This window comes from Verrucosispora sp. WMMD703, from assembly GCF_049178935.1.
Classification (GTDB): Bacteria; Actinomycetota; Actinomycetes; order Mycobacteriales; family Micromonosporaceae; genus Micromonospora; species Micromonospora sediminimaris.
The window spans coordinates 2,056,866-2,074,095 of sequence record NZ_JBMHMM010000004.1; the positions used below are offsets into that span (position 1 = coordinate 2,056,866).

The following is a 17,230-nucleotide window of genomic DNA, read 5'->3' on the forward strand; positions in this document are numbered from 1 at the left end:
CGGGGCGATGGTGCGGGCTGTCGCCGTACCGGTTGGGTGGGGAGTGCCGTGGTTGCCAGAGACACCCGGAAGATCACAATTTCCGCGATAGCGGACCTGGCGGGGGTGTCGGTGCCGACGGTGTCCCGGGTGATCAATGGTCGTTCGGATGTGGCTCCGCAGACCCGTGAGCGGGTGGAGGAGTTGCTGACGCGGCATGGTTACCGGCGTCGGCCGCCGAGTATGCGGGCGAGTTCGGGGTTGGTGGATCTGGTTTTCAACGACCTGGACAGTCCGTGGGCGGTGGAGATCATCCGGGGTGTGGAGGATGTGGCGCACGCCGCCGGGGTGGGCACCGTCGTGTCGGCCATCCACCGGCAGACCTCCTCCGCGGAGCAGTGGCTCGACGGCATGCGCCGCCGGGGCACCGAGGGCGTGATCTTCGTGACCTCGATGGTCGAGCCACCCTTGCAGGCCGAGCTGCGCCGGCTGAGCATCCCGGTGGTGATCGTCGACGCGGACGGCCTGCCGGCCCGGGAAGCGACGACGATCGGTGCCACCAACTGGGCTGGGGGCCTGCGGGCGACCGAGTATCTGATCGGGTTGGGGCATCGGCGGATCGGGTTCATCGCCGGGCCACCGCAGTTGATGTGCAGCCGGGCCCGGATGGACGGCTACCGGGCGGCCCTGGAAGCCGCCGGGCTGTCCTTCGACGAGGACCTGGTCTGCCCGGGCGACTTCTACCACGAGGCCGGTTTCAACGGCGGGGTGCGGTTGCTGGGGCTGACCGAGCCGCCGACGGCGATCTTCGCGTCGAGCGACCAGATGGCGCTGGGCGTGTACGAGGCGGTCCGGCAGCGCGGGCTGCGTGTACCGGACGACGTCAGCGTGGTGGGTTTCGACGACCTGCCGGAGGTGCGGTGGTGCTCGCCGCCGTTGACCACGGTGCGTCAGCCGCTGGCCGAGATGGGCATGCTGGCGGCGCGGACGGTGTTGCGGCTGGCCCGAGGCGAGCAGGTGGAGAGCCCCCGGGTGGAACTCGCCACCGAACTCGTCATCCGGGACAGCGCGGCACCGCACTAGCTATCGATATTTTTCCGGAAGTTGTTGACGCCGCATCCGGTGGGGCCGACGATGGGACTCGCCGTCCTTTTCACCAAGGAACTGGCTGGTGGTGCCCGCCGTGCCCGCGGCACCGCCCGGCCGTGTCCGGCGGACGCCCACGCCGCCCGCCGGACACGGCACCCACCTTCCACCCGGCCCTGCACAGGTCGTCGCCGGTTTCTGCCGTTGGCAGATCCGCTGACGGTGAACGAGCCACCCCGACGCCGCCGACAACGGGCAGGGTGGCTCACATGAAACTCCTCGTACTGGGCGGCTCGGGATTCGTGGGCGGGGCGGTGGTCGCCGAGGCGATCCACCGGGGCTGGGCGGTGACGGCGTTCAACCGGGGGCGGCACGGGGCGCCCCCGGCTGGCGTACGGCACCTGTTGGGTGACCGCACCGCCGCCGACGGGTTGGCCGCGCTGGCCGAGGGGGAGTGGGATCTCGTCGTCGACACCTGGGACGGCGCACCCCGCGCCGCCCAGGCGACGGCGCGGATGCTGGCCGAACGGGCCGGGCACTACGTCTACGTCTCCAGCGGCTCGGTGTACGCCCGGCCGGTGCCGGCCGGCGTGACGGAACAGGCGCCGCTGGTGACCGCCGGCCCGGACGACATCGACGATGACTACCCGACGCTCAAGGCCGGTGCCGAGCGGGCCCTCCGCGCGGTGCTCGGCGACCGGGTGCTGCTCGCCCGCGCCGGGCTGATCCTCGGTCCCGGTGAGGACATCGGCCGGCTGCCGTGGTGGCTCAACCGTCTCGCCCGGGGCGGTGACGTGCTCGCACCCGGCCCTGCCGACCTGCCCGTGCAGTACGTCGACGTCCGCGACCTGGCGGCCTTCCTGCTGGACGCCGGGGCCGCCGGTCGGGCTGGAGCGGTGAACGTGGTGAGCCGACCCGGGCACACCACCATGGGCGAACTGCTCACCGTCGGCGTGACGGCCACCGGCGCTGACGCCCGACTGCGCTGGGCCGAGCCGGAGCAACTGCTCGCCGCCGGTGTGGAAGCGTGGAACGATCTGCCGATCTGGATCCCACTTGGGCACGAGTACCGGTGGATGCAGCAGATCGACGTCACCCGTGCGTACGCTGACGGGCTCAGCTGCCGGCCGGTGACCGAGACCGTCGTCGACACCTGGGCCTGGCTGCGCCGGGTGGGTTCGGTGCCGGCCCGCGCCGGCCGACCGGCCCGGCAGCCGGTCGGCCTGGACCCGGACCGGGAGGCCGCCCTGCTCGCCGCCCTGACCACCGACCGTCCGCCGCCGGTGCCGTCTCGCTGACGTCCGGTCGCCTCAGGCGAGGTGCACCGGCAGGTCCAGCACCTCGTCCACCGAGCGGCGGGGGGTGGGCCAGCCCGGCTGGCCGTACCCGATCCGCATCACCATCTGCGGCGTACCGAACCGCCCCAGCGACAGCCGGAGCTGCTCCCGGGCCGACGGCACCTCGATCGGTTGCGACAGCATCGACACGGACAGCCCGGCGTCGGTGGCGGTCAGCAGGACCCGTTGCAACGCCTGGCCCGCGACCACCTGATCGACGGCGGTGTTGCCGGCGGAGCCGAGCACCGCCACGAGGGGCTCCGGCTCGAAGTCCCGTCCGGGCGCCCGCTGGGTGCCGCCGAAGCCACGCGAGGGAAGCAGGTCCTGCGGCTCGGCCCGGGGACCGCTGGCGGTGACCGGGACGCCGTCCGGCTCGTCTCCGGCGCGTACCCACGCCTCGCGCTCCGCCCGGTAGGCGGGGTCGCGTTCGAGCACCCGGTGTGCGCCGCGAGCGATCTCGGCGAAGGCGTTGACGGCGCTCACCCCGATGAGCAGCTCCAGCCAGCAGTGCTCGGTCCGAGCCGCCTCACCCAGCCGCCAGCGAGAGTCGGCCGGGACCGGGTCGGGCCAGAACGGGGCACGGTTGCTGAACCGGCGTGGAATGGCCGCGTAGAGGCTCTGCTCGGTGGGGCTGGGTCGGCGCGGCAGGTCCGGCACCAGCCGGGCCAGCACGTCCGGTTCCGACGGGTACGGACGCAGTCGTACCGTCGCCGGGGCGCCGGCCATCGCCAGGGCGAGGCGCAGGTTGAACAGCGCCGCTCCGCCGGCGACGCGGGCGCCCCAGCCGCTCGGGTCGGTGGCGGGCAGCCGCCGGGTCGGGTCGAGGAGCACCTCGATCCCGCCGTCGCGCAGCCGGAACCGCCACGGCTGGACGTTGTGCAGGGACGGTGCCCGGACCGCGTCGGTCGCGGCGGCCCGCAATTGTTCGACGGTGTAGCCGGTTTCCATGGTCGGGCTCCCTCACATTCGCCTGGTACCTCCCCACGGTGCGCCCCGCACACCCCCACCCAGCAGGGCCACACGTCCCGAACCCCCAGGACCCCCCGCCCGACCTCGTCCGGTTGATCAAGAGGTTCTGGTCGGGATCCGGCCCGAGGGAGACGCAAACTTCTTGATCAACCGAGCGGGGGTGGGGGTGGGTGGGGAGGTCGGGTGGGAGGTTGGGACTTTTGGCCCGGGTGGGGGTGGGCGGGAGGGGGTAGAAAGGGGGGATGATCCGGGTGTTTCTGCTTGACGACCACGAGGTGGTCCGTCGTGGTCTGGCCGACCTGCTGCACGCGAGTGGTGACATAGAGGTGGTCGGTGAGTCCGGCTCCGCCCAGGAGGCGGCCCGCCGGATTCCGGCGCTGCGGCCCGACGTGGCGATCCTCGACGCCCGGCTACCCGACGGCAACGGCATCGACGTGTGCCGGGACATCCGGGCCGTGGACTCCTCGATCAAGGGCCTGATCCTCACCTCGTACGAGGACGACGAGGCACTGTTCGCGGCGATCATGGCCGGTGCCTCCGGGTACGTGCTCAAGCAGATCCGGGGCACCGACCTCGTCGACGCGGTACGCCGGGTGGCGGCCGGCCAGTCGCTGCTCGACCCGGCGATCACCACCCGGGTGCTGGATCGCATCCGCAGCGGCGTGGAGCAGCCCCGCGAGTTGCAGTCCCTCACCGAGCAGGAGCGGCGCATCCTGGAGTACGTCGCCGAGGGGCTGACCAACCGGGAGATCGCCAGCAAGATGTTCCTGGCCGAGAAGACGGTGAAGAACTACGTCTCCAGCGTGCTGGCCAAGCTCGGCCTGGAACGCCGTACCCAGGCCGCGGTGCTGGCCACCCGCCTGCTCGGCAAGACCCACTGACCGCACCCGCCGGGCCCGGCCCCCCGCGCAGTCCCGTCACGGGCGGGTCGCAGCGGCTCAGGCCACCAGCGGCACCGACCAGTGCAGCTCGGTGCCGCGCGGTTGGGCGCCGCGTACCTCGAAGGTGCCGCCGTGCCGTTCGGCGCGTTCGCGCAGGTTCACCAGCCCGCCCCGGGCGGCGGCCGGGTCGCAACCTACCCCGTTGTCGGTCACGGTGACGGCCACCTGGGCGGCGTCGACGCGTACCGCAACCGACACCGCCGTGGCCTCGGCGTGGCGTACGGCGTTGGACAGCGCCTCGCGGAGCACGGCGGCGAGCTCGGGGCGGACCTCGTCCGGCACGGCGCTGTCGATCGGCCCGGTCAGCTCCAGCCTCGGCCGGAAACCGAGCGACTCGGCGGCGGCTTCCACCGCCTCGCGGATCTCGGTGCGCAGCGCCGCGCTCATCGGGGTACGCAGCTCGAAGATGGTGCGGCGGATGTCCTTGATGGTGGTGTCCAGGTCGTCGACCGCGGCGTTGATCCGCCTGGCGACCTCCGGCCGCGCGGTCAACGGCACCGCGCTCTGTAGTTGCAGGCCGGTGGCGAACAACCGCTGGATCACCACGTCGTGCAGGTCCCGGGCGATCCGCTCGCGGTCCTCCAGCACCACCAGCTGCTCGCGTTCCTCCTGGCCACGGGCGCGTTCCATGGCCAGCGCCGCCTGACCGGCGAAGCTGCCCAGCAGGGCCACGTCGTCGTCGGTGGCGCCGCCGTGGTCGGCGCTGTGCGCGATCACCAGCACACCGTGCAGGGTGTCGGCGGTGGCCAGCGGAGAGATCACCGCCGGCCCGGTGTGCAGCACCGCCGGCCACGGCGCGGCGTGGGCCAGATCCTCCACCGAGTCGTGCCGACCCTGGGTCACCGGACCGGCGAAGCTGGTGTCGGCGGCCGGCAGCACCGTGCCGACAAGCGCGCGGGCCTGGGCGCCGACGCCGTCGACGACCTCGACGGTGAAGTGGTCCGCCTCCTCGTCGTAGAGCAGCACCAGGGCCAGCTCGGCCTCGGCGACCTCGCGGGCGCGCCGCGCCACCAGGGTCAGTGCGTCGGTGCGGCGCACCTCGCCGAGCAGCAGCGAGGTGATCTCGGCGGTGGCGGCGAGCCAGCGTTCCCGGCGGTTGGCCAGCGCGTACAGCCGGGCGTTCTCGATCGCCACGCCGGCCGCTCCGGCGAGCGCGACGACGATCTCCTCGTCGTCCTCGGTGAACTCGGCGCCGCCCTGCTTCTCGGCGAGGTAGAGGTTGCCGAACACCTGATCGCGGATGCGGACCGGCACGCCGAGGAAGGTGTGCATCGGCGGATGGTGCGGCGGAAAGCCGTACGAGTTCGGATGCTGGGTGATGTCCGGCATCCGCACCGGTTTCGGTTCGTCGATGAGCAGGCCGAGCACCCCCCGGCCGTGCGGCAGGTCACCGATCTTCGCGTGCAGCTCGGGGGAGATGCCGTGGGTGATGAAGTCGTGCAGCATCCGGTCGGGGCCGATCACCCCGAGCGCGCCGTAGCGGGCCCCGGCCAGGTCACAGGCCGCCTGCACGATGCGCCGCAGGGTGCTGCGCAGATCCAGGTCGGTGCCGATGCCGACGACCGCGTCGAGCAGCGCCCGTAGGCGTTCCCGGCTGGTCACCACCTCGCCGACACGATCGAGCATCTCCTGGAGCAGCTCGTCCAGGCGGACCCGGGAGAGCGGGCTCAGGCCGAGCGACGGTGGCTCGTGACGGGGATTGGGTGCGCCGACAGTCACCCGGCGATGCTATCCGGCGACCGGCGGCGCGGAAACGCCCGCGGCCGGCCGGGCGTGGTGCCCGGATGCCGCGCTAGGCGGCGTCGCCGGACACCGCCGAGGTGTCCACCACCTGCTCGCGGGGCAGTCGCGGGGTGTGCGGTGGGCCGGCGTGGGCCGGGTCGGCCACCCCCAGGCGCAGGCCGAGGTACGGGTGGCCGAGCCCGGAGAGCAGCTGGCGCAGGGTCTGCCGGGTGGCCGGCACCTCGACCACGCCGCTGAGCGGCACCATCGAAACACCCAGTCGGGTGGCGGCCAGCCAGGCGGCCGACAGCGCCTCGCCCGCACGGAGCCAGTCGACCGGCTCGTCCTGGTCGCCGTAGAGCACCGCGTAGGACGCTGCCCGATCGTGCCCCGGCCCGACCGGCAGGGTGCCCGGGCGACCGAAGTCCCGGCCCGGCACGGTGGTCTGCGCGGGCTGCTCCGGCAGCACCTCCGGGGTGAGCCCGGTGCCGCCCGCGCGGCTAGTCCAGTACTCCAGTTCCTCCCGCAGCCGGGAATCCTCCGCCTCGACCGTGGCAGCGTGTGAGGCGGACGCGGCCAGTTGCAGCACCTGGTCGCGATCGAGGATCTCCAACCGGGCACCCTCCCGGCCGGCGGCCGACGCGATGGCGCTCAACGAGTCGTCGGAGACCGGCTCGTCGCTGACCGGACGCCGGTCGGTGTGCCGCACCTGCATGCACTGCACCGACCGCATCGCGTCCGGGTCGGCGCCGGTGGCCCGGGGCTCGGTGAGGCGGGCGAGCAGGTCGGGGTCGCCCGGCTCGGGCATCCGCTGCACGCTTGTCGCCCACCCCTCGGCGGCCAGGGCCAGCCGGGCATGGTGCAGCGCCGCACCGCAGCTGAGGGTGACCAGCTCGCCCTGCGGATCGGTGGCGGCCAACCTGCTGTCGCGCACCATCCGCAGCTCCAACGCGTCGGGTAGCACCCGCCAGCGCCACGGCTGGCTGTTGTGCACCGACGGCGCGTGACCGGCCATCGCGGCGGCCTCCGCGAGGGCGGTGGTCAGCGGGCGGTGGGTAGCCGGCGTCTGGTGGCTCATCCTCACGACCTTTCCGTCTCTGCCCATCGTGCCGCACCTCCGTACGGCTGTGGGTGCGGTCCGGTTCATCGTGCGACATCGGTCGGCGGCGCGCAGGATCCGCACGGCCCGACCGGGCGGGACCTGTGACCCGTGTTCCGCTCCGCTCCGCCCGACCCGGTTGAGACGATCCGCAGGTGGGGAAGCGACGGTCGGCGGATGACCGGGGCGAGTGCCTGCCGGACCGGCCGGCGCGACCCGGACCGGAGCGTTCCGGCTCGGGTCGCCGGAACTGGTGGCTGTGGGTCCCGCTGGCCGGACTCACGCTGCTGGTGCTGGCCGGTGCGGCGGTGCGGCTGGCCGGGCAGCCGGGCGCCGCCGACGTGTGGTGGGCGGCGGCCACCCTGGTCGCGCTGCTGCCGGCTGCCGCGTCGGTGCTGCGGGAACTGCTGCGGCGGCGGTTCGGTGTGGACGTGATCGCCGTGCTGGCGCTGGGCGGAGCACTCGTCGTCGGCGAGTACCTGGCCGGTGCGGTGGTCGCGGTGATGCTGGCCACCGGGCGGACCCTGGAGGCGTACGCGCAGCGCCGGGCGACCCGGGACCTGCGGGCGCTGCTGGAGCGGGCACCGCGTACCGCGCGCCGTCGTACCGCCGAAGGCGGCGTCGAGGTGGTGCCGGCGGACCGGGTGGCGGTCGGTGACCGGTTACTTGTCGGCCCGGGTGACGTGGTCGCCGTCGACGGTGTCGCCGAGACCGCTGCGACGTTGGACGAGTCGGTGGTGACCGGGGAGTCCCGGCTCGTCGAGCGGGCGGCCGGGGCCCGGGTGTCCAGCGGTGTGGTCAACGCCGGGGCCGCGTTCGGCCTGCGGGCCACGGAGAGCGCCGAGCGCAGCACGTACGCCGGGATCGTCCGGCTGGCCGAGGAGGCGACCGCTCGCAAGGCACCGACGGTGCGGCTCGCCGACCGGTACGCCGCCGCCTTCGTGCCGTTCACACTGGTGCTGGCCGGGCTGGGCTGGGTGCTCTCCGGCGAGTTCCTCCGGGCGGTGGCGGTGCTGGTGGTGGCGACACCGTGTCCGTTGCTGCTGGCCACCCCGATCGCCATCGTCTCGGGACTGTCCCGGGTGGCCCGGCACGGGGTGCTGGTTCGCGACGGCGGCTCGCTGGAGGTCCTTGGTCGGGCGCGCACCCTGCTGGTCGACAAGACCGGAACGCTCACCGCCGGCCGTCCCCGGGTCGCCGATACCGTCGTGGCTCCCGGCGGTGACCCCGACGAGGTGCTGCGGGTGGCCGCCTCGGTGGAGCAGTTGTCCTCGCACGTGCTGGCGGCGGCACTGGTGCGCGCCGCCGGTGAGCGCGGCCTACGGCTGGTCACCCCGGCTGAGGTGACCGAGGAGCCGGGCCGGGGGGTGAGCGGGTGGGTCGACGGGCGGCGGATCCGGGTCGGCCAGTTCCCCGGGACGTTGCCGCAGTGGGCCGAGCTGGCCAGCCGGCGGGCCGGCGGGACGGGACACTCGCTGGTCTGGGTGGCCGACGAGGCCGGGCCGCTCGGCGCGGTCCTGCTGGAGGATCCGGTACGCCCCGACGCCCGCCGGACCGTGGCTCGGCTGCGTGCCGCCGGGCTCACCCGGATCGTGATGGTCACCGGGGACCGGCCGGAGGATGCCCGCCGGGTCGCCGACGTGGTGGGTGTCGACGCCGTGCTGGCCCGGTGCACCCCGCAGGAGAAGGTGAGCCGGGTTCGAGCCGAGGCCGACCGGGCGGTGACCGTGATGGTCGGTGACGGGGTGAACGACGCTCCGGCGCTGGCGGAGGCGCATGTCGGCGTGGCAATGGGGGCCACCGGGGCGACCGCCTCGGCCGATGTCGCCGACGCCGTGCTGAGTCTCGACCGCCTTGATCCGTTGGCCGACGCGGTCGAGGTGGCCCGGTACGCCCGCCGGATCGCGGTGCAGAGCGCCACGGTCGGGATGGGGCTGGCGCTGCTCGCGATGGGATTCGCGGCGGCCGGTCGGCTGCCACCGGTGGCGGGCGCGTTCCTTCAGGAGGGCATCGACGTGCTGGTGATCCTCAACGCGCTGCGCGCGCTCCGAGGTGGGCGCCGTGGGCCGGCCTGACAGCGGCCGGCCCCCGGCGTGCCTCAGCGTTCCCGGCCCACGGCGCGCCTCACCGTTCCCGGACCACCGCGACCGGACAGTGGGCGTGCTGGAGGAGTTGCTGGCTGACCGAGCCGAGCAGCATCCCCCGCAGCCCACCGCGTCCCCGGCTGCCGACGACGACCAGTTGCGCGTTGCGGCTGGCGTCGATCAGCAGACCGGCCGGCGCGGCGGCGGCCGTCTCGACGGTCACCTCGACGTCGGGGAAACTCTCCTGCCCGCGACGCAACGCCTCGTCCACCTCGGCCCGTTGGTCGGCCAGCGCCGCGTCGCGGGCCTGCTCGCCGCGCAGGCTCCACTGTTCGCGTCGCGGCTGCCAGGCCCGCACCACGTGCAGCGGCACCCGACGCAGGGCCGCCTGTTCGAAGGCGAAGCCGAGGGCCAGCAGCGAATGCTCCGAGCCGTCCACCCCGACGGCGACGTGCCCGGCCCGGTCACTCTCGGCCGGCCGGCGACGGACCACCACCACCGGGCAGTGCGCGTGCGCGGTGACGTTGACCGCGGTCGAGCCGGCGAGCAGACCGGCGAAACCGCCGTGCCCACGGCTGCCCAGCACCAACAGGCCGGCCTGCGTCGAAGCCTCCTCCAGGATCAGGGCGGGCGGACCGTCCAGCACCTCGCCGCGTACGTCCAGGCCCGGATGGGTGGCGGCGGCGTCCGCTGCGGCCTTGCCGACCAGTTCCTCGACCTGCCGGCGGGCTTGCTCGTCGGGCCACATCCCCGGCGTCACGCCCGGACCCACCCAGCCGGCCACGGTCAGCCATTCGAAGACGTACGCCAACCGGACCGGCCGGCCGTCGCGGCGGGCCTGATCCAGCGCCCACTCCAGGGCCGCCGCGGCGTCCGGTGAGCCGTCGTAGCCCACCAGGATTTCCGCGCCTGCGCCGTGCTCGCTCATGATGGGCATCTCCTCACGGGTTGGTCGGGTCGGTCTCGCGGACCCAGCGCCACTCGGCCACCTTCGGGTCGTCCTCGCCGAACCGGCGGGTGTAGTCGCGGGCGGACTGGCGGGCGTCGGTCATCTCCTGCCGCAGATGCGCGGCGCGGGCGGCCAGCCCCGGTACCCGGTCGATAACGTCGATCACGAGGTGGAAGCGGTCCAGGTCGTTGAGCATCACCATGTCGAACGGCGTGGTGGTGGTGCCCTCCTCCTTGTACCCGCGTACGTGGAGGTTGTCGTGGTTGGCCCGGCGGTAGGTGAGCCGGTGGATCAGCCACGGGTAGCCGTGGTACGCGAAGATGATCGGCTTGTCGCGGGTGAACAACGTGTCGAACTCGGAATCCGGCAGGCCGTGCGGGTGCTCGGCGGCCGGCTGGAGCCGCATCAGGTCGACGACGTTGATCACCCGGACCTTGAGTTCGGGCAGGTGCTGGCGCAGCAGATCGGCTGCGGCCAGGGTCTCCAGCGTCGGCACGTCACCGGCGCAGGCGAGCACGACGTCCGGCTCGCTGCCGTCGTCGGTGCTGGCCCAGTCCCAGATGCCCACGCCGCGCCGGCAGTGCGCGATGGCCTCGTCCATGGTGAGCCAGCTGGGCGCGGGCTGCTTGCCGGCCACCACCACGTTTATGTAATGACGGCTGCGCAGGCAGTGATCCATGGTGGAGAGCAGCGTGTTGGCGTCCGGCGGCAGGTAGACCCGCACGACCTCGGCCTTCTTGTTCATCACATGGTCGATGAAGCCCGGGTCCTGGTGGGAGAAACCGTTGTGGTCCTGCCGCCAGACATGGCTGGAGAGCAGGTAGTTCAGCGACGCCACCGGCTGCCGCCACGGAATGCCACGGGTGACCTTGAGCCACTTGGCGTGCTGGTTGACCATCGAGTCGACGATGTGGATGAACGCCTCGTAGCTGGTGAAGATGCCGTGCCGGCCGGTGAGCAGGTAGCCCTCCAGCCAACCCTGGCACAGGTGCTCGGAGAGGACCTCCATCACCCGCCCGTCGGGGGAGAGGTGATCGTCGCCGTCGACCGTGCCGGCCATCCAGGCCCGGCCGGTGACCTCGAAGGCCGCCTGTAGCCGGTTGGAGGCGACCTCGTCCGGGCCGAACAGGCGGAACGTCTGCGGGTTGGCGGTGATCACGTCGCGGATCCACTTGCCGAGTTCACCGGTGGCGCTGGTGATCGTCGCACCGGGGCGGGGTACCTCGACGGCGTAGTCGCGGAAGTCGGGCAGGACCAGATCGCGCAGCAGGGAGCCGCCGTTGGCGACCGGATTGGCGCTCATCCGCCGTGGCCCCCGGGGCGGCAGATCGGCCACCTCGGCCACCGGCGCGCCGGTCGCGTCGAACAGCTCCTGCGGTCGGTAGCTGCGCAGCCACCGCTCCAGTTCGGCCAGGTGTTCCGGGTTGGAACGGACCGCGGAGAGCGGCACCTGGTGGGCGCGGTAGGTGCCCTCCACATGCTTGCCGTCGACGTCGCGTGGCCCGGTCCAGCCCTTCGGGGTACGCAGGACGATCATCGGCCAGCGCGGGCGTTCGACGGTTGCGCCGGAACGGGCACGGCGCTGGATCTCCGCGATCTCGTCCAGCGCCCGGTCAAGGGTGGCGGCCAGGCTCTGGTGCACCTTGGCCGGATCGTCGCCGGCCACCACGTACGGCTGGTAACCCTGGCCGCGCATCAGGTCGAGCAGGTCGGACTCGGGGATGCGGTCCAGCACCGTCGGGTTAGCGATCTTGTATCCGTTGAGGTGCAGGATGGGCAGCACCGCCCCGTCGCGGGCAGGGTTGAGGAACACGTTGGACAGCCAACTGCCGGCCAGCGGACCGGTCTCCGCCTCGCCGTCTCCGACCACGCAGGCGACCAGCAGGTCGGGGTTGTCGAAGGCGGCGCCGTAGGCGTGACTGAGCGCGTACCCCAGCTCGCCGCCCTCGTGGATCGAACCCGGCACCTCCGCCGCGACGTGGCTCGGAATGCCGCCGGGGAAGGAGAACTGCCGGAACAGTCGGGCCATGCCGGCCTCGTCGCGGCCGATGTCGTGGTACAGCTCGCTGTAGGTGCCTTCGAGCCAGGTGTTGGCCACCAGCGCCGGTCCGCCGTGCCCGGGCCCGGTGATGTAGATGGCGCTGAGGTCGCGCGCCACGATGGCCCGGTTCAGGTGGGCGTAGATCAGGTTCAGCCCGGGGGAGGTGCCCCAGTGCCCGAGCAGGCGGGGCTTGACGTGCTCGGGGGTCAGCGGTTCGCGCAACAGGGGATTGTCCAGCAGGTAGATCTGCCCGACGGTGAGGTAGTTCGCCGCTCGCCAGTAGGCGTCCAGCCGGCGCAGTTCGTCATCGGTCAGGGGGCTTCGCAGGTCTACGGCGGTGTCCATACTGCTTGAGCCTCTCGCGGGTCGGTGAATCCTGCATCCGCAACGCGGTTTCCTCTGTCAGCTTGGCCGAATCGGCGATCCTGGATCAGGGCCGTTGGTCCCGCCGGTCCGGGTTTCACGACCCGTCCGGGTCGGGTGTGCCGGTCACCCCACGGATCACCAGCACCGGGGACGGGGCGTGGTAGAGCAGCGACTGGCTGACCGCGCCGAGCATCCCGCGCGCCGGTTCCTCGCCCCGGGCGGCGACCACCACCAGTTGTGCCGAGCGGGACTGGTCGACGAGCACGTCACCGGGCTCGCCCTGGATGACGTGGCACTCGACGGCGGCGTCGGGATGGTCGACCCGGTGGCGGGACACCGTCTCGCTGAGCCGTTCGGCGGCCTCTTCGACGATGCCGTCGGAGTCCACCACCCAGACCGCCAGCAGCCGTGCCTCGTGCCGGGTGGCGCAGGTGAGCGCCCAGTCCAGGGCGATCTCGCTGGAGGCCGAGCCGTCGATGCCGACCAGTACCGGGCCGGAGGGTGGCGGTTCCCGCCGGGCGACCAGCACCGGGCACTCGGCGCGGGCGGCCACCTGCACGGCGGGGCTGTCCGCCGGGATGCAACGGTCGCAGTGGGCCATCCCGCCGTCGCCGACCACCACCAGGAAGGCGGTCTCCGACCTGCGGACGAGGTTCGCCACCGCCGAGCCCTCGGCGATCTCGGCGGTGACCGGTACGCCCGGCTCGTTCTCGTTGGCCGCCGCGGTCGCCTCGGCGAGCAACTGCTCTGCGGTTGCCCGGGAGCTGGAAACCGCCGGCGCGTCGAAGGCGGCCCAGTTGAAGGCGTGCAGCAGGTGCAGTCCGCGTCCGTGGGCGGCGGCGACCCGGGCGGCGAGGCGGGCCACCGGCAGGGCATCCTCCGGGCCGACGCCGACGAGAACCGGCGCGTCGCTGGCGGCGGCCATCCGCATCACCCCCGCAGCTGTGGCACCTGGCCTGCGTCTGAGGCTAGTCGCGCCGGTGCCGTCCCGGGGCGTGATCGCCGGACGGCAGCCCGACCCGGTGGGTGGTCACCGTGCCGGCGAGGCCCGGAGCACGATCGCGCTGGCATTGTCGATCCCACCGGCGTCCAGTGAGGCGCGCAGCAGATTCCGGACCGCGTCGACAACGGTGCGTAGCCGGTCTGCCCCGATCTCGGGCCACGCCTCGCGGACCAGCGCGGCGAACGTCGGTACGGCGGCGGCACCGGCGCGACGGCTGCCCTCACCATCGCCCATTCCGTCGGCCACCACGGCGAAGGGAAGCGTGGCATCGACGTGCAGTACGTCGTAGTTGTCGCGGTACCGGTTGCCGACCACGCTGCCGCCGGCCACCTCAAGTGTCAGGTCGGTGAGCGTGAAGCGGCGTGGCTCGTGACTCTCGTTTCGGTTCACTGGACCCCCGACCGACGGCTGGCGCGGCACCCCACGCGGCACGACCCTAGCGGCACCAGGCGGGTGTCAACTGGGGTTGACGCCCGGCTGGTGTCAATGTAGGTTGACAGCATGAGTCAGGCGACGGAACTCGCGGCGGCGGCCGGCAGCACCGACCCCCGGGTCGGTCTGCGTGCCGTCCGCGCCCTGCGCCGGCTGCTCGAACGGCTTGAGGTGGTCCAGGTCGACAACGCCCGGCGACAGGGCTGGTCGTGGCAGGAGATCGCCGACGCGCTCGAGGTCAGCCGGCAGGCGGTGCACAAGAAGCACGCCGGGCGACCGGCGGTCGATTCCTCCTGGGAGGCGTGATGTTCGAACGATTCACCGACCGTTCCCGCGCGGCCGTGCGGCGGGCGCGCGAGGAGGCCCGCGCCGAGGGGCAGCGGCCCGTCGGCACCGAGCACCTCCTGCTCGCCATCCTCGCCGACGGTGACGGCCTGGCCGTGCGGGTGCTCCGGGACGCGGGGGTCACCGCCGACGACCTGCGCGAGCGGATCCGTCACCACACCGAGACCGGGGGCAGTGGCCTGGGTGAGGCCGACGCGGCGGCGCTGCGTGAGATCGGCATCGACCTGTCGGCCATCGTCGCCCGGATCGAGGAGTCGTTCGGCCCGGACGCCCTACGCGAGGCGGTGCCGGCACCACGCCGCCGATGGGGCCGACGTCGGCCGAGCGGTGGTCCGTTCTCGGCCCGCGCCAAGAAGGTGCTGGAGCTGTCGCTGCGCGAGGCGATCCGGCTGCGGCACCGCCACATCGGCACCGAGCACCTCCTGCTCGGCCTGCTGCGGGAGGGCAACGGGCTTGCCGCGCTGGCGCTCACCGAGGCCGGCGTCGACCTGGCCGACGTCCGCCACCGCGTCGAGCTCGCCCTGCGCGCCAGCGCATAACCGTCGCCACCCCCTCCCGCGCCCACCTCCGCGATCTTGCACTTTCGGTCGCCGTTGTGAGGTTTTTGTCAGCATATGCACCGATGAAAACTGCAAGATCGCCGGTGGGAGGTGGTGGTGGGGGCGGGTGGGGCGAGGCACATCGGTGTCGGGTCGCTGAACGCGGCACGGTGCTGCACACTGACGCCGTGGAAGCTGGACGGGACGAAGGGCCGCTGCGCAGCGCGGTGGTGGTCAATCCGGTAAAGGTGACCGATCTCGACGCGTTGCGCCGTACCGTCGGCGACACGCTCGACGCGGCCGGCTGGCCGGAACCGCTGTGGTTCGAGACCACCCCCGACGATCCCGGTCGCGGCCAGACCGAGAAGGCCCTCGCCGCCGGGGTCGACGTGGTCTTCGCCTGCGGCGGCGACGGTACGGTGATGGCCTGCGTCGACGCCCTGGTCGGCACCGAGGTGGCGCTCGCCGTGCTGCCACAGGGCACCGGCAACCTGCTCGCGGCCAACCTGGGACTCTCCGACGAACTGCCCGCCGGGCTGGCGGTGGCCATCGAGCGTGGTCGGCGCCTGCTCGACGTCGGCGAGGTGGACGGGCACCACTTCGCGGTGATGGCCGGCATGGGCTTCGACGCCCAGATGCTCGATGCCACAAGCGAGACGACCAAGCGCCGGATCGGCTGGCCCGCGTACGTGGTGGGAGCCGCGCGACACCTGCGGGACCGACCGATGCGGGTGTGGATCCGGTTGGACGACCAGGCACCGCTGCGCCGTCGCGCCCGTTCGGTGCTGGTCGCCAACGTCGGCCGGCTCCAGGGCGGGGTCACCCTGCTCACCGAGGCGGAGCCCGACGACGGGTACCTCGACGTCGCCGTGCTGACTCCGCGCACGCTGCGGCACTGGCTCTCCCTCGGCTGGGCGGTGCTGCTCCGCCGCGACCGGGTGCCGCGGTTGGAGGTGTACCGCGCCCGTCGAGTGGAGATAACCAGCAACCGGAGCCAGCCCCGGGAGCTGGACGGCGACCTGATCGAACCGGGCCGCGAGCTGCGGGTGCAGATTCGGCGGCGGGCGTTGTGGCTGTGCGTACCGCGACCGGAGCAGGCTCCGGATCTGGCCGAGGACGCGTCGGCCGCCGCCGAGCGGGGCGAACGCCTCGTCGAGGAGGGCCGAGGTGAGCGCGAGGAGTGAGCTTGCGAGCCCCGCAGTTGCGAACGAAGGGTGGGCTCGGTGAGCGCGAGGAGTGAGCTTGCGAGCCCCGCAGTCGCGAACGAAGGGGCCGCACGGTGAGCAGCACCAAGATCGTGCCGGAGACCCGGCTGATGTCCGACGAGCAGCTCTGCGCCGACCATGCCTGGCAGACGCTGCGCCGGGAGGGCGGCTGGCACCTGCTGCGTGACGCCTTCACCCGGTTCCGCTACGGAGACGGGTTCAGTCACTCCCGAGCCTTCGCGTTCCAGCTCTGTCTCGCGGTGGTGCCGTTCCTGATCGCCCTCACCGGGCTGATCTCCGAGCTGGGCGTGGCCGAGGGGGGTGAGGTGGTCGCCGACACGGTGCTGGCGTTGACCCCCGGCACCAGTGATCAGATGGTCGCCGAGCTGCTCGGCGGGGGCGACGACGCGGGCGCCGAGCGGGCCGAGGAGACCGGTGAGGTGGCGCTCGCTCTCGGTCTGATCACCGGTCTGGTCGCGCTGACCAGCACGATGGCCCAGATCGAGCGGGGCGCCAACCGCATCTACGGCGTCGAACGGGACCGGCCCGCGCTGTGGAAGTACCTGCGGGCGGCCGTGCTCGCCGTGAGCGCCGGTCTCCCGGCCCTCGCCGGGTTCCTCATCCTGGTCGGCGGTGGTCCGATGGGCGACTCGGTGGAACGCCACTATGCCTGGGGTGACGTCGCCAGCACGGTGTGGGATCTGGTGCGTTGGCCGCTCAGTCTCGGCCTGACGGTGCTCGCCGTCGCGGTGCTGTTCCGCCACGCGCCCCGACGCCACCAGCCCGGCCTGTCCTGGTTGCTGTTCGGTGCCGGCATCGCCACCGCGCTGTGGTGGCTGGCCAGCCTGGGGCTCGCCGGCTACGTGCGGTTCAGCGAGGACTTCGGACAGACCTACGGCGCGCTGGCCGGCATCATGGCGTTGCTGCTCTGGGCGAACCTCACCGGCATGGCGCTGTTCGGGGGGCTCTCGTTCGCGGCGCAACTCGAGGCGGTACGCATCGGCGTGCAGGAGCCGGCAAGGCCGGACCTGTGGGAGCCGAAGGCGCAGCGGGTTCCCGTGCACGACACCGGTGAGATGACCGCGCTCTGACCCACGGTGTCGCCGGGTGTACCGCGACGGCGTACCGGGTAC

General features: G+C 72.8%; 15 protein-coding genes. 8 read left to right on the top strand and 7 right to left on the bottom strand.

The window, feature by feature from the left end; all coding sequences use genetic code 11:
- The first annotated feature begins 48 nt into the window (after positions 1-48).
- Both ACN26Z_RS10105 and ACN26Z_RS10110 read left to right on the top strand, forming a co-directional pair.
- On the top strand, positions 49-1,062 hold the full coding sequence (locus ACN26Z_RS10105; protein WP_282239475.1) for a LacI family DNA-binding transcriptional regulator: 1,014 nt from the start codon (positions 49-51) through the stop codon (positions 1,060-1,062).
- 272 nt (positions 1,063-1,334) lie between these two features.
- Complete coding sequence (locus tag ACN26Z_RS10110) at positions 1,335-2,363, top strand: NAD-dependent epimerase/dehydratase family protein (RefSeq protein WP_421460789.1); 1,029 nt, start codon at positions 1,335-1,337, stop codon at positions 2,361-2,363.
- Between the two features lie 12 nt (positions 2,364-2,375).
- Here ACN26Z_RS10110 and ACN26Z_RS10115 read toward each other — a convergent pair whose 3' ends face one another.
- Entirely contained in the window at positions 2,376-3,350 is a 975-nt protein-coding gene (locus ACN26Z_RS10115; RefSeq protein ID WP_282239473.1) for an Acg family FMN-binding oxidoreductase, read from the bottom strand.
- Between the two features lie 263 nt (positions 3,351-3,613).
- Between ACN26Z_RS10115 and ACN26Z_RS10120 the strand changes: the two genes are divergently transcribed.
- Entirely contained in the window at positions 3,614-4,252 is a 639-nt protein-coding gene (locus tag ACN26Z_RS10120) for a response regulator (protein WP_093402900.1), read from the top strand.
- 57 nt (positions 4,253-4,309) lie between these two features.
- On the opposite strand, the gene ACN26Z_RS10125 is transcribed toward ACN26Z_RS10120, so the two are convergent.
- Entirely contained in the window at positions 4,310-5,983 is a 1,674-nt protein-coding gene (locus ACN26Z_RS10125) for a GAF domain-containing sensor histidine kinase (RefSeq protein ID WP_093403195.1), read from the bottom strand.
- A gap of 121 nt (positions 5,984-6,104) precedes the next feature.
- Complete coding sequence (locus ACN26Z_RS10130) at positions 6,105-7,112, bottom strand: Acg family FMN-binding oxidoreductase (protein WP_421460791.1); 1,008 nt, start codon at positions 7,110-7,112, stop codon at positions 6,105-6,107.
- A 176-nt stretch (positions 7,113-7,288) separates the two neighbouring features.
- On the opposite strand from ACN26Z_RS10130, the gene ACN26Z_RS10135 reads away from it, so the two are divergent.
- Positions 7,289-9,208: a heavy metal translocating P-type ATPase gene (locus tag ACN26Z_RS10135; RefSeq protein WP_421460792.1), complete on the top strand. Its 1,920-nt coding sequence runs from the start codon at positions 7,289-7,291 to the stop codon at positions 9,206-9,208.
- A gap of 49 nt (positions 9,209-9,257) precedes the next feature.
- Here ACN26Z_RS10135 and ACN26Z_RS10140 read toward each other — a convergent pair whose 3' ends face one another.
- The 4 genes from ACN26Z_RS10140 to ACN26Z_RS10155 form a co-directional block, all read right to left on the bottom strand.
- Positions 9,258-10,145 carry a universal stress protein gene (locus tag ACN26Z_RS10140; RefSeq protein WP_093403196.1) on the bottom strand — a complete coding sequence of 296 codons (888 nt, stop codon included), beginning with the start codon at positions 10,143-10,145 and terminating at the stop codon, positions 9,258-9,260.
- Between the two features lie 13 nt (positions 10,146-10,158).
- The gene (locus ACN26Z_RS10145; RefSeq protein WP_421460793.1) at positions 10,159-12,552 is read right to left on the bottom strand and encodes a phosphoketolase family protein; all 2,394 of its coding nucleotides are present in this window, start codon (positions 12,550-12,552) and stop codon (positions 10,159-10,161) included.
- Between the two features lie 115 nt (positions 12,553-12,667).
- The gene (locus ACN26Z_RS10150) at positions 12,668-13,498 is read right to left on the bottom strand and encodes a universal stress protein (RefSeq protein WP_093402904.1); all 831 of its coding nucleotides are present in this window, start codon (positions 13,496-13,498) and stop codon (positions 12,668-12,670) included.
- 105 nt (positions 13,499-13,603) lie between these two features.
- Positions 13,604-13,966 (bottom strand): hypothetical protein, encoded by a 363-nt coding sequence (locus ACN26Z_RS10155; protein ID WP_421460795.1) that lies wholly within the window; start codon positions 13,964-13,966, stop codon positions 13,604-13,606.
- 111 nt (positions 13,967-14,077) lie between these two features.
- On the opposite strand from ACN26Z_RS10155, the gene ACN26Z_RS10160 reads away from it, so the two are divergent.
- The 4 genes from ACN26Z_RS10160 to ACN26Z_RS10175 all read left to right on the top strand — a co-directional run bounded on the left by ACN26Z_RS10160 (position 14,078) and on the right by ACN26Z_RS10175 (position 17,188).
- Positions 14,078-14,314, top strand: coding sequence for an HTH domain-containing protein (locus ACN26Z_RS10160; protein WP_093402906.1), 237 nt, complete (start codon positions 14,078-14,080; stop codon positions 14,312-14,314).
- A complete protein-coding gene (locus tag ACN26Z_RS10165; protein ID WP_421460797.1) occupies positions 14,314-14,892 on the top strand; it encodes a Clp protease N-terminal domain-containing protein in 579 nt (192 codons plus the stop codon). Before ACN26Z_RS10160 ends, ACN26Z_RS10165 begins: the two co-directional genes overlap by 1 nt.
- A gap of 188 nt (positions 14,893-15,080) precedes the next feature.
- Entirely contained in the window at positions 15,081-16,076 is a 996-nt protein-coding gene (locus tag ACN26Z_RS10170) for a diacylglycerol/lipid kinase family protein (protein ID WP_421460798.1), read from the top strand.
- A gap of 95 nt (positions 16,077-16,171) precedes the next feature.
- Positions 16,172-17,188, top strand: coding sequence for a YihY/virulence factor BrkB family protein (locus ACN26Z_RS10175; RefSeq protein ID WP_421460800.1), 1,017 nt, complete (start codon positions 16,172-16,174; stop codon positions 17,186-17,188).
- Positions 17,189-17,230: the final 42 nt, after the last annotated feature.

What these genes read in the sequence shown, in the direction of transcription:
- ACN26Z_RS10110 (WP_421460789.1), top strand. Translation starts at nt 1,335, where the DNA reads ATGAAACTCCTCGTACTGGGCGGCTCGGGATTCGTGGGCGGGGCGGTG.
- ACN26Z_RS10115 (WP_282239473.1), bottom strand. Translation starts at nt 3,350, where the DNA reads ATGGAAACCGGCTACACCGTCGAACAATTGCGGGCCGCCGCGACCGAC.
- ACN26Z_RS10120 (WP_093402900.1), top strand. Translation starts at nt 3,614, where the DNA reads ATGATCCGGGTGTTTCTGCTTGACGACCACGAGGTGGTCCGTCGTGGT.
- ACN26Z_RS10130 (WP_421460791.1), bottom strand. Translation starts at nt 7,112, where the DNA reads ATGAGCCACCAGACGCCGGCTACCCACCGCCCGCTGACCACCGCCCTC.
- ACN26Z_RS10140 (WP_093403196.1), bottom strand. Translation starts at nt 10,145, where the DNA reads ATGAGCGAGCACGGCGCAGGCGCGGAAATCCTGGTGGGCTACGACGGC.
- ACN26Z_RS10145 (WP_421460793.1), bottom strand. Translation starts at nt 12,552, where the DNA reads ATGGACACCGCCGTAGACCTGCGAAGCCCCCTGACCGATGACGAACTG.
- ACN26Z_RS10150 (WP_093402904.1), bottom strand. Translation starts at nt 13,498, where the DNA reads ATGGCCGCCGCCAGCGACGCGCCGGTTCTCGTCGGCGTCGGCCCGGAG.
- ACN26Z_RS10160 (WP_093402906.1), top strand. Translation starts at nt 14,078, where the DNA reads ATGAGTCAGGCGACGGAACTCGCGGCGGCGGCCGGCAGCACCGACCCC.
- ACN26Z_RS10165 (WP_421460797.1), top strand. Translation starts at nt 14,314, where the DNA reads ATGTTCGAACGATTCACCGACCGTTCCCGCGCGGCCGTGCGGCGGGCG.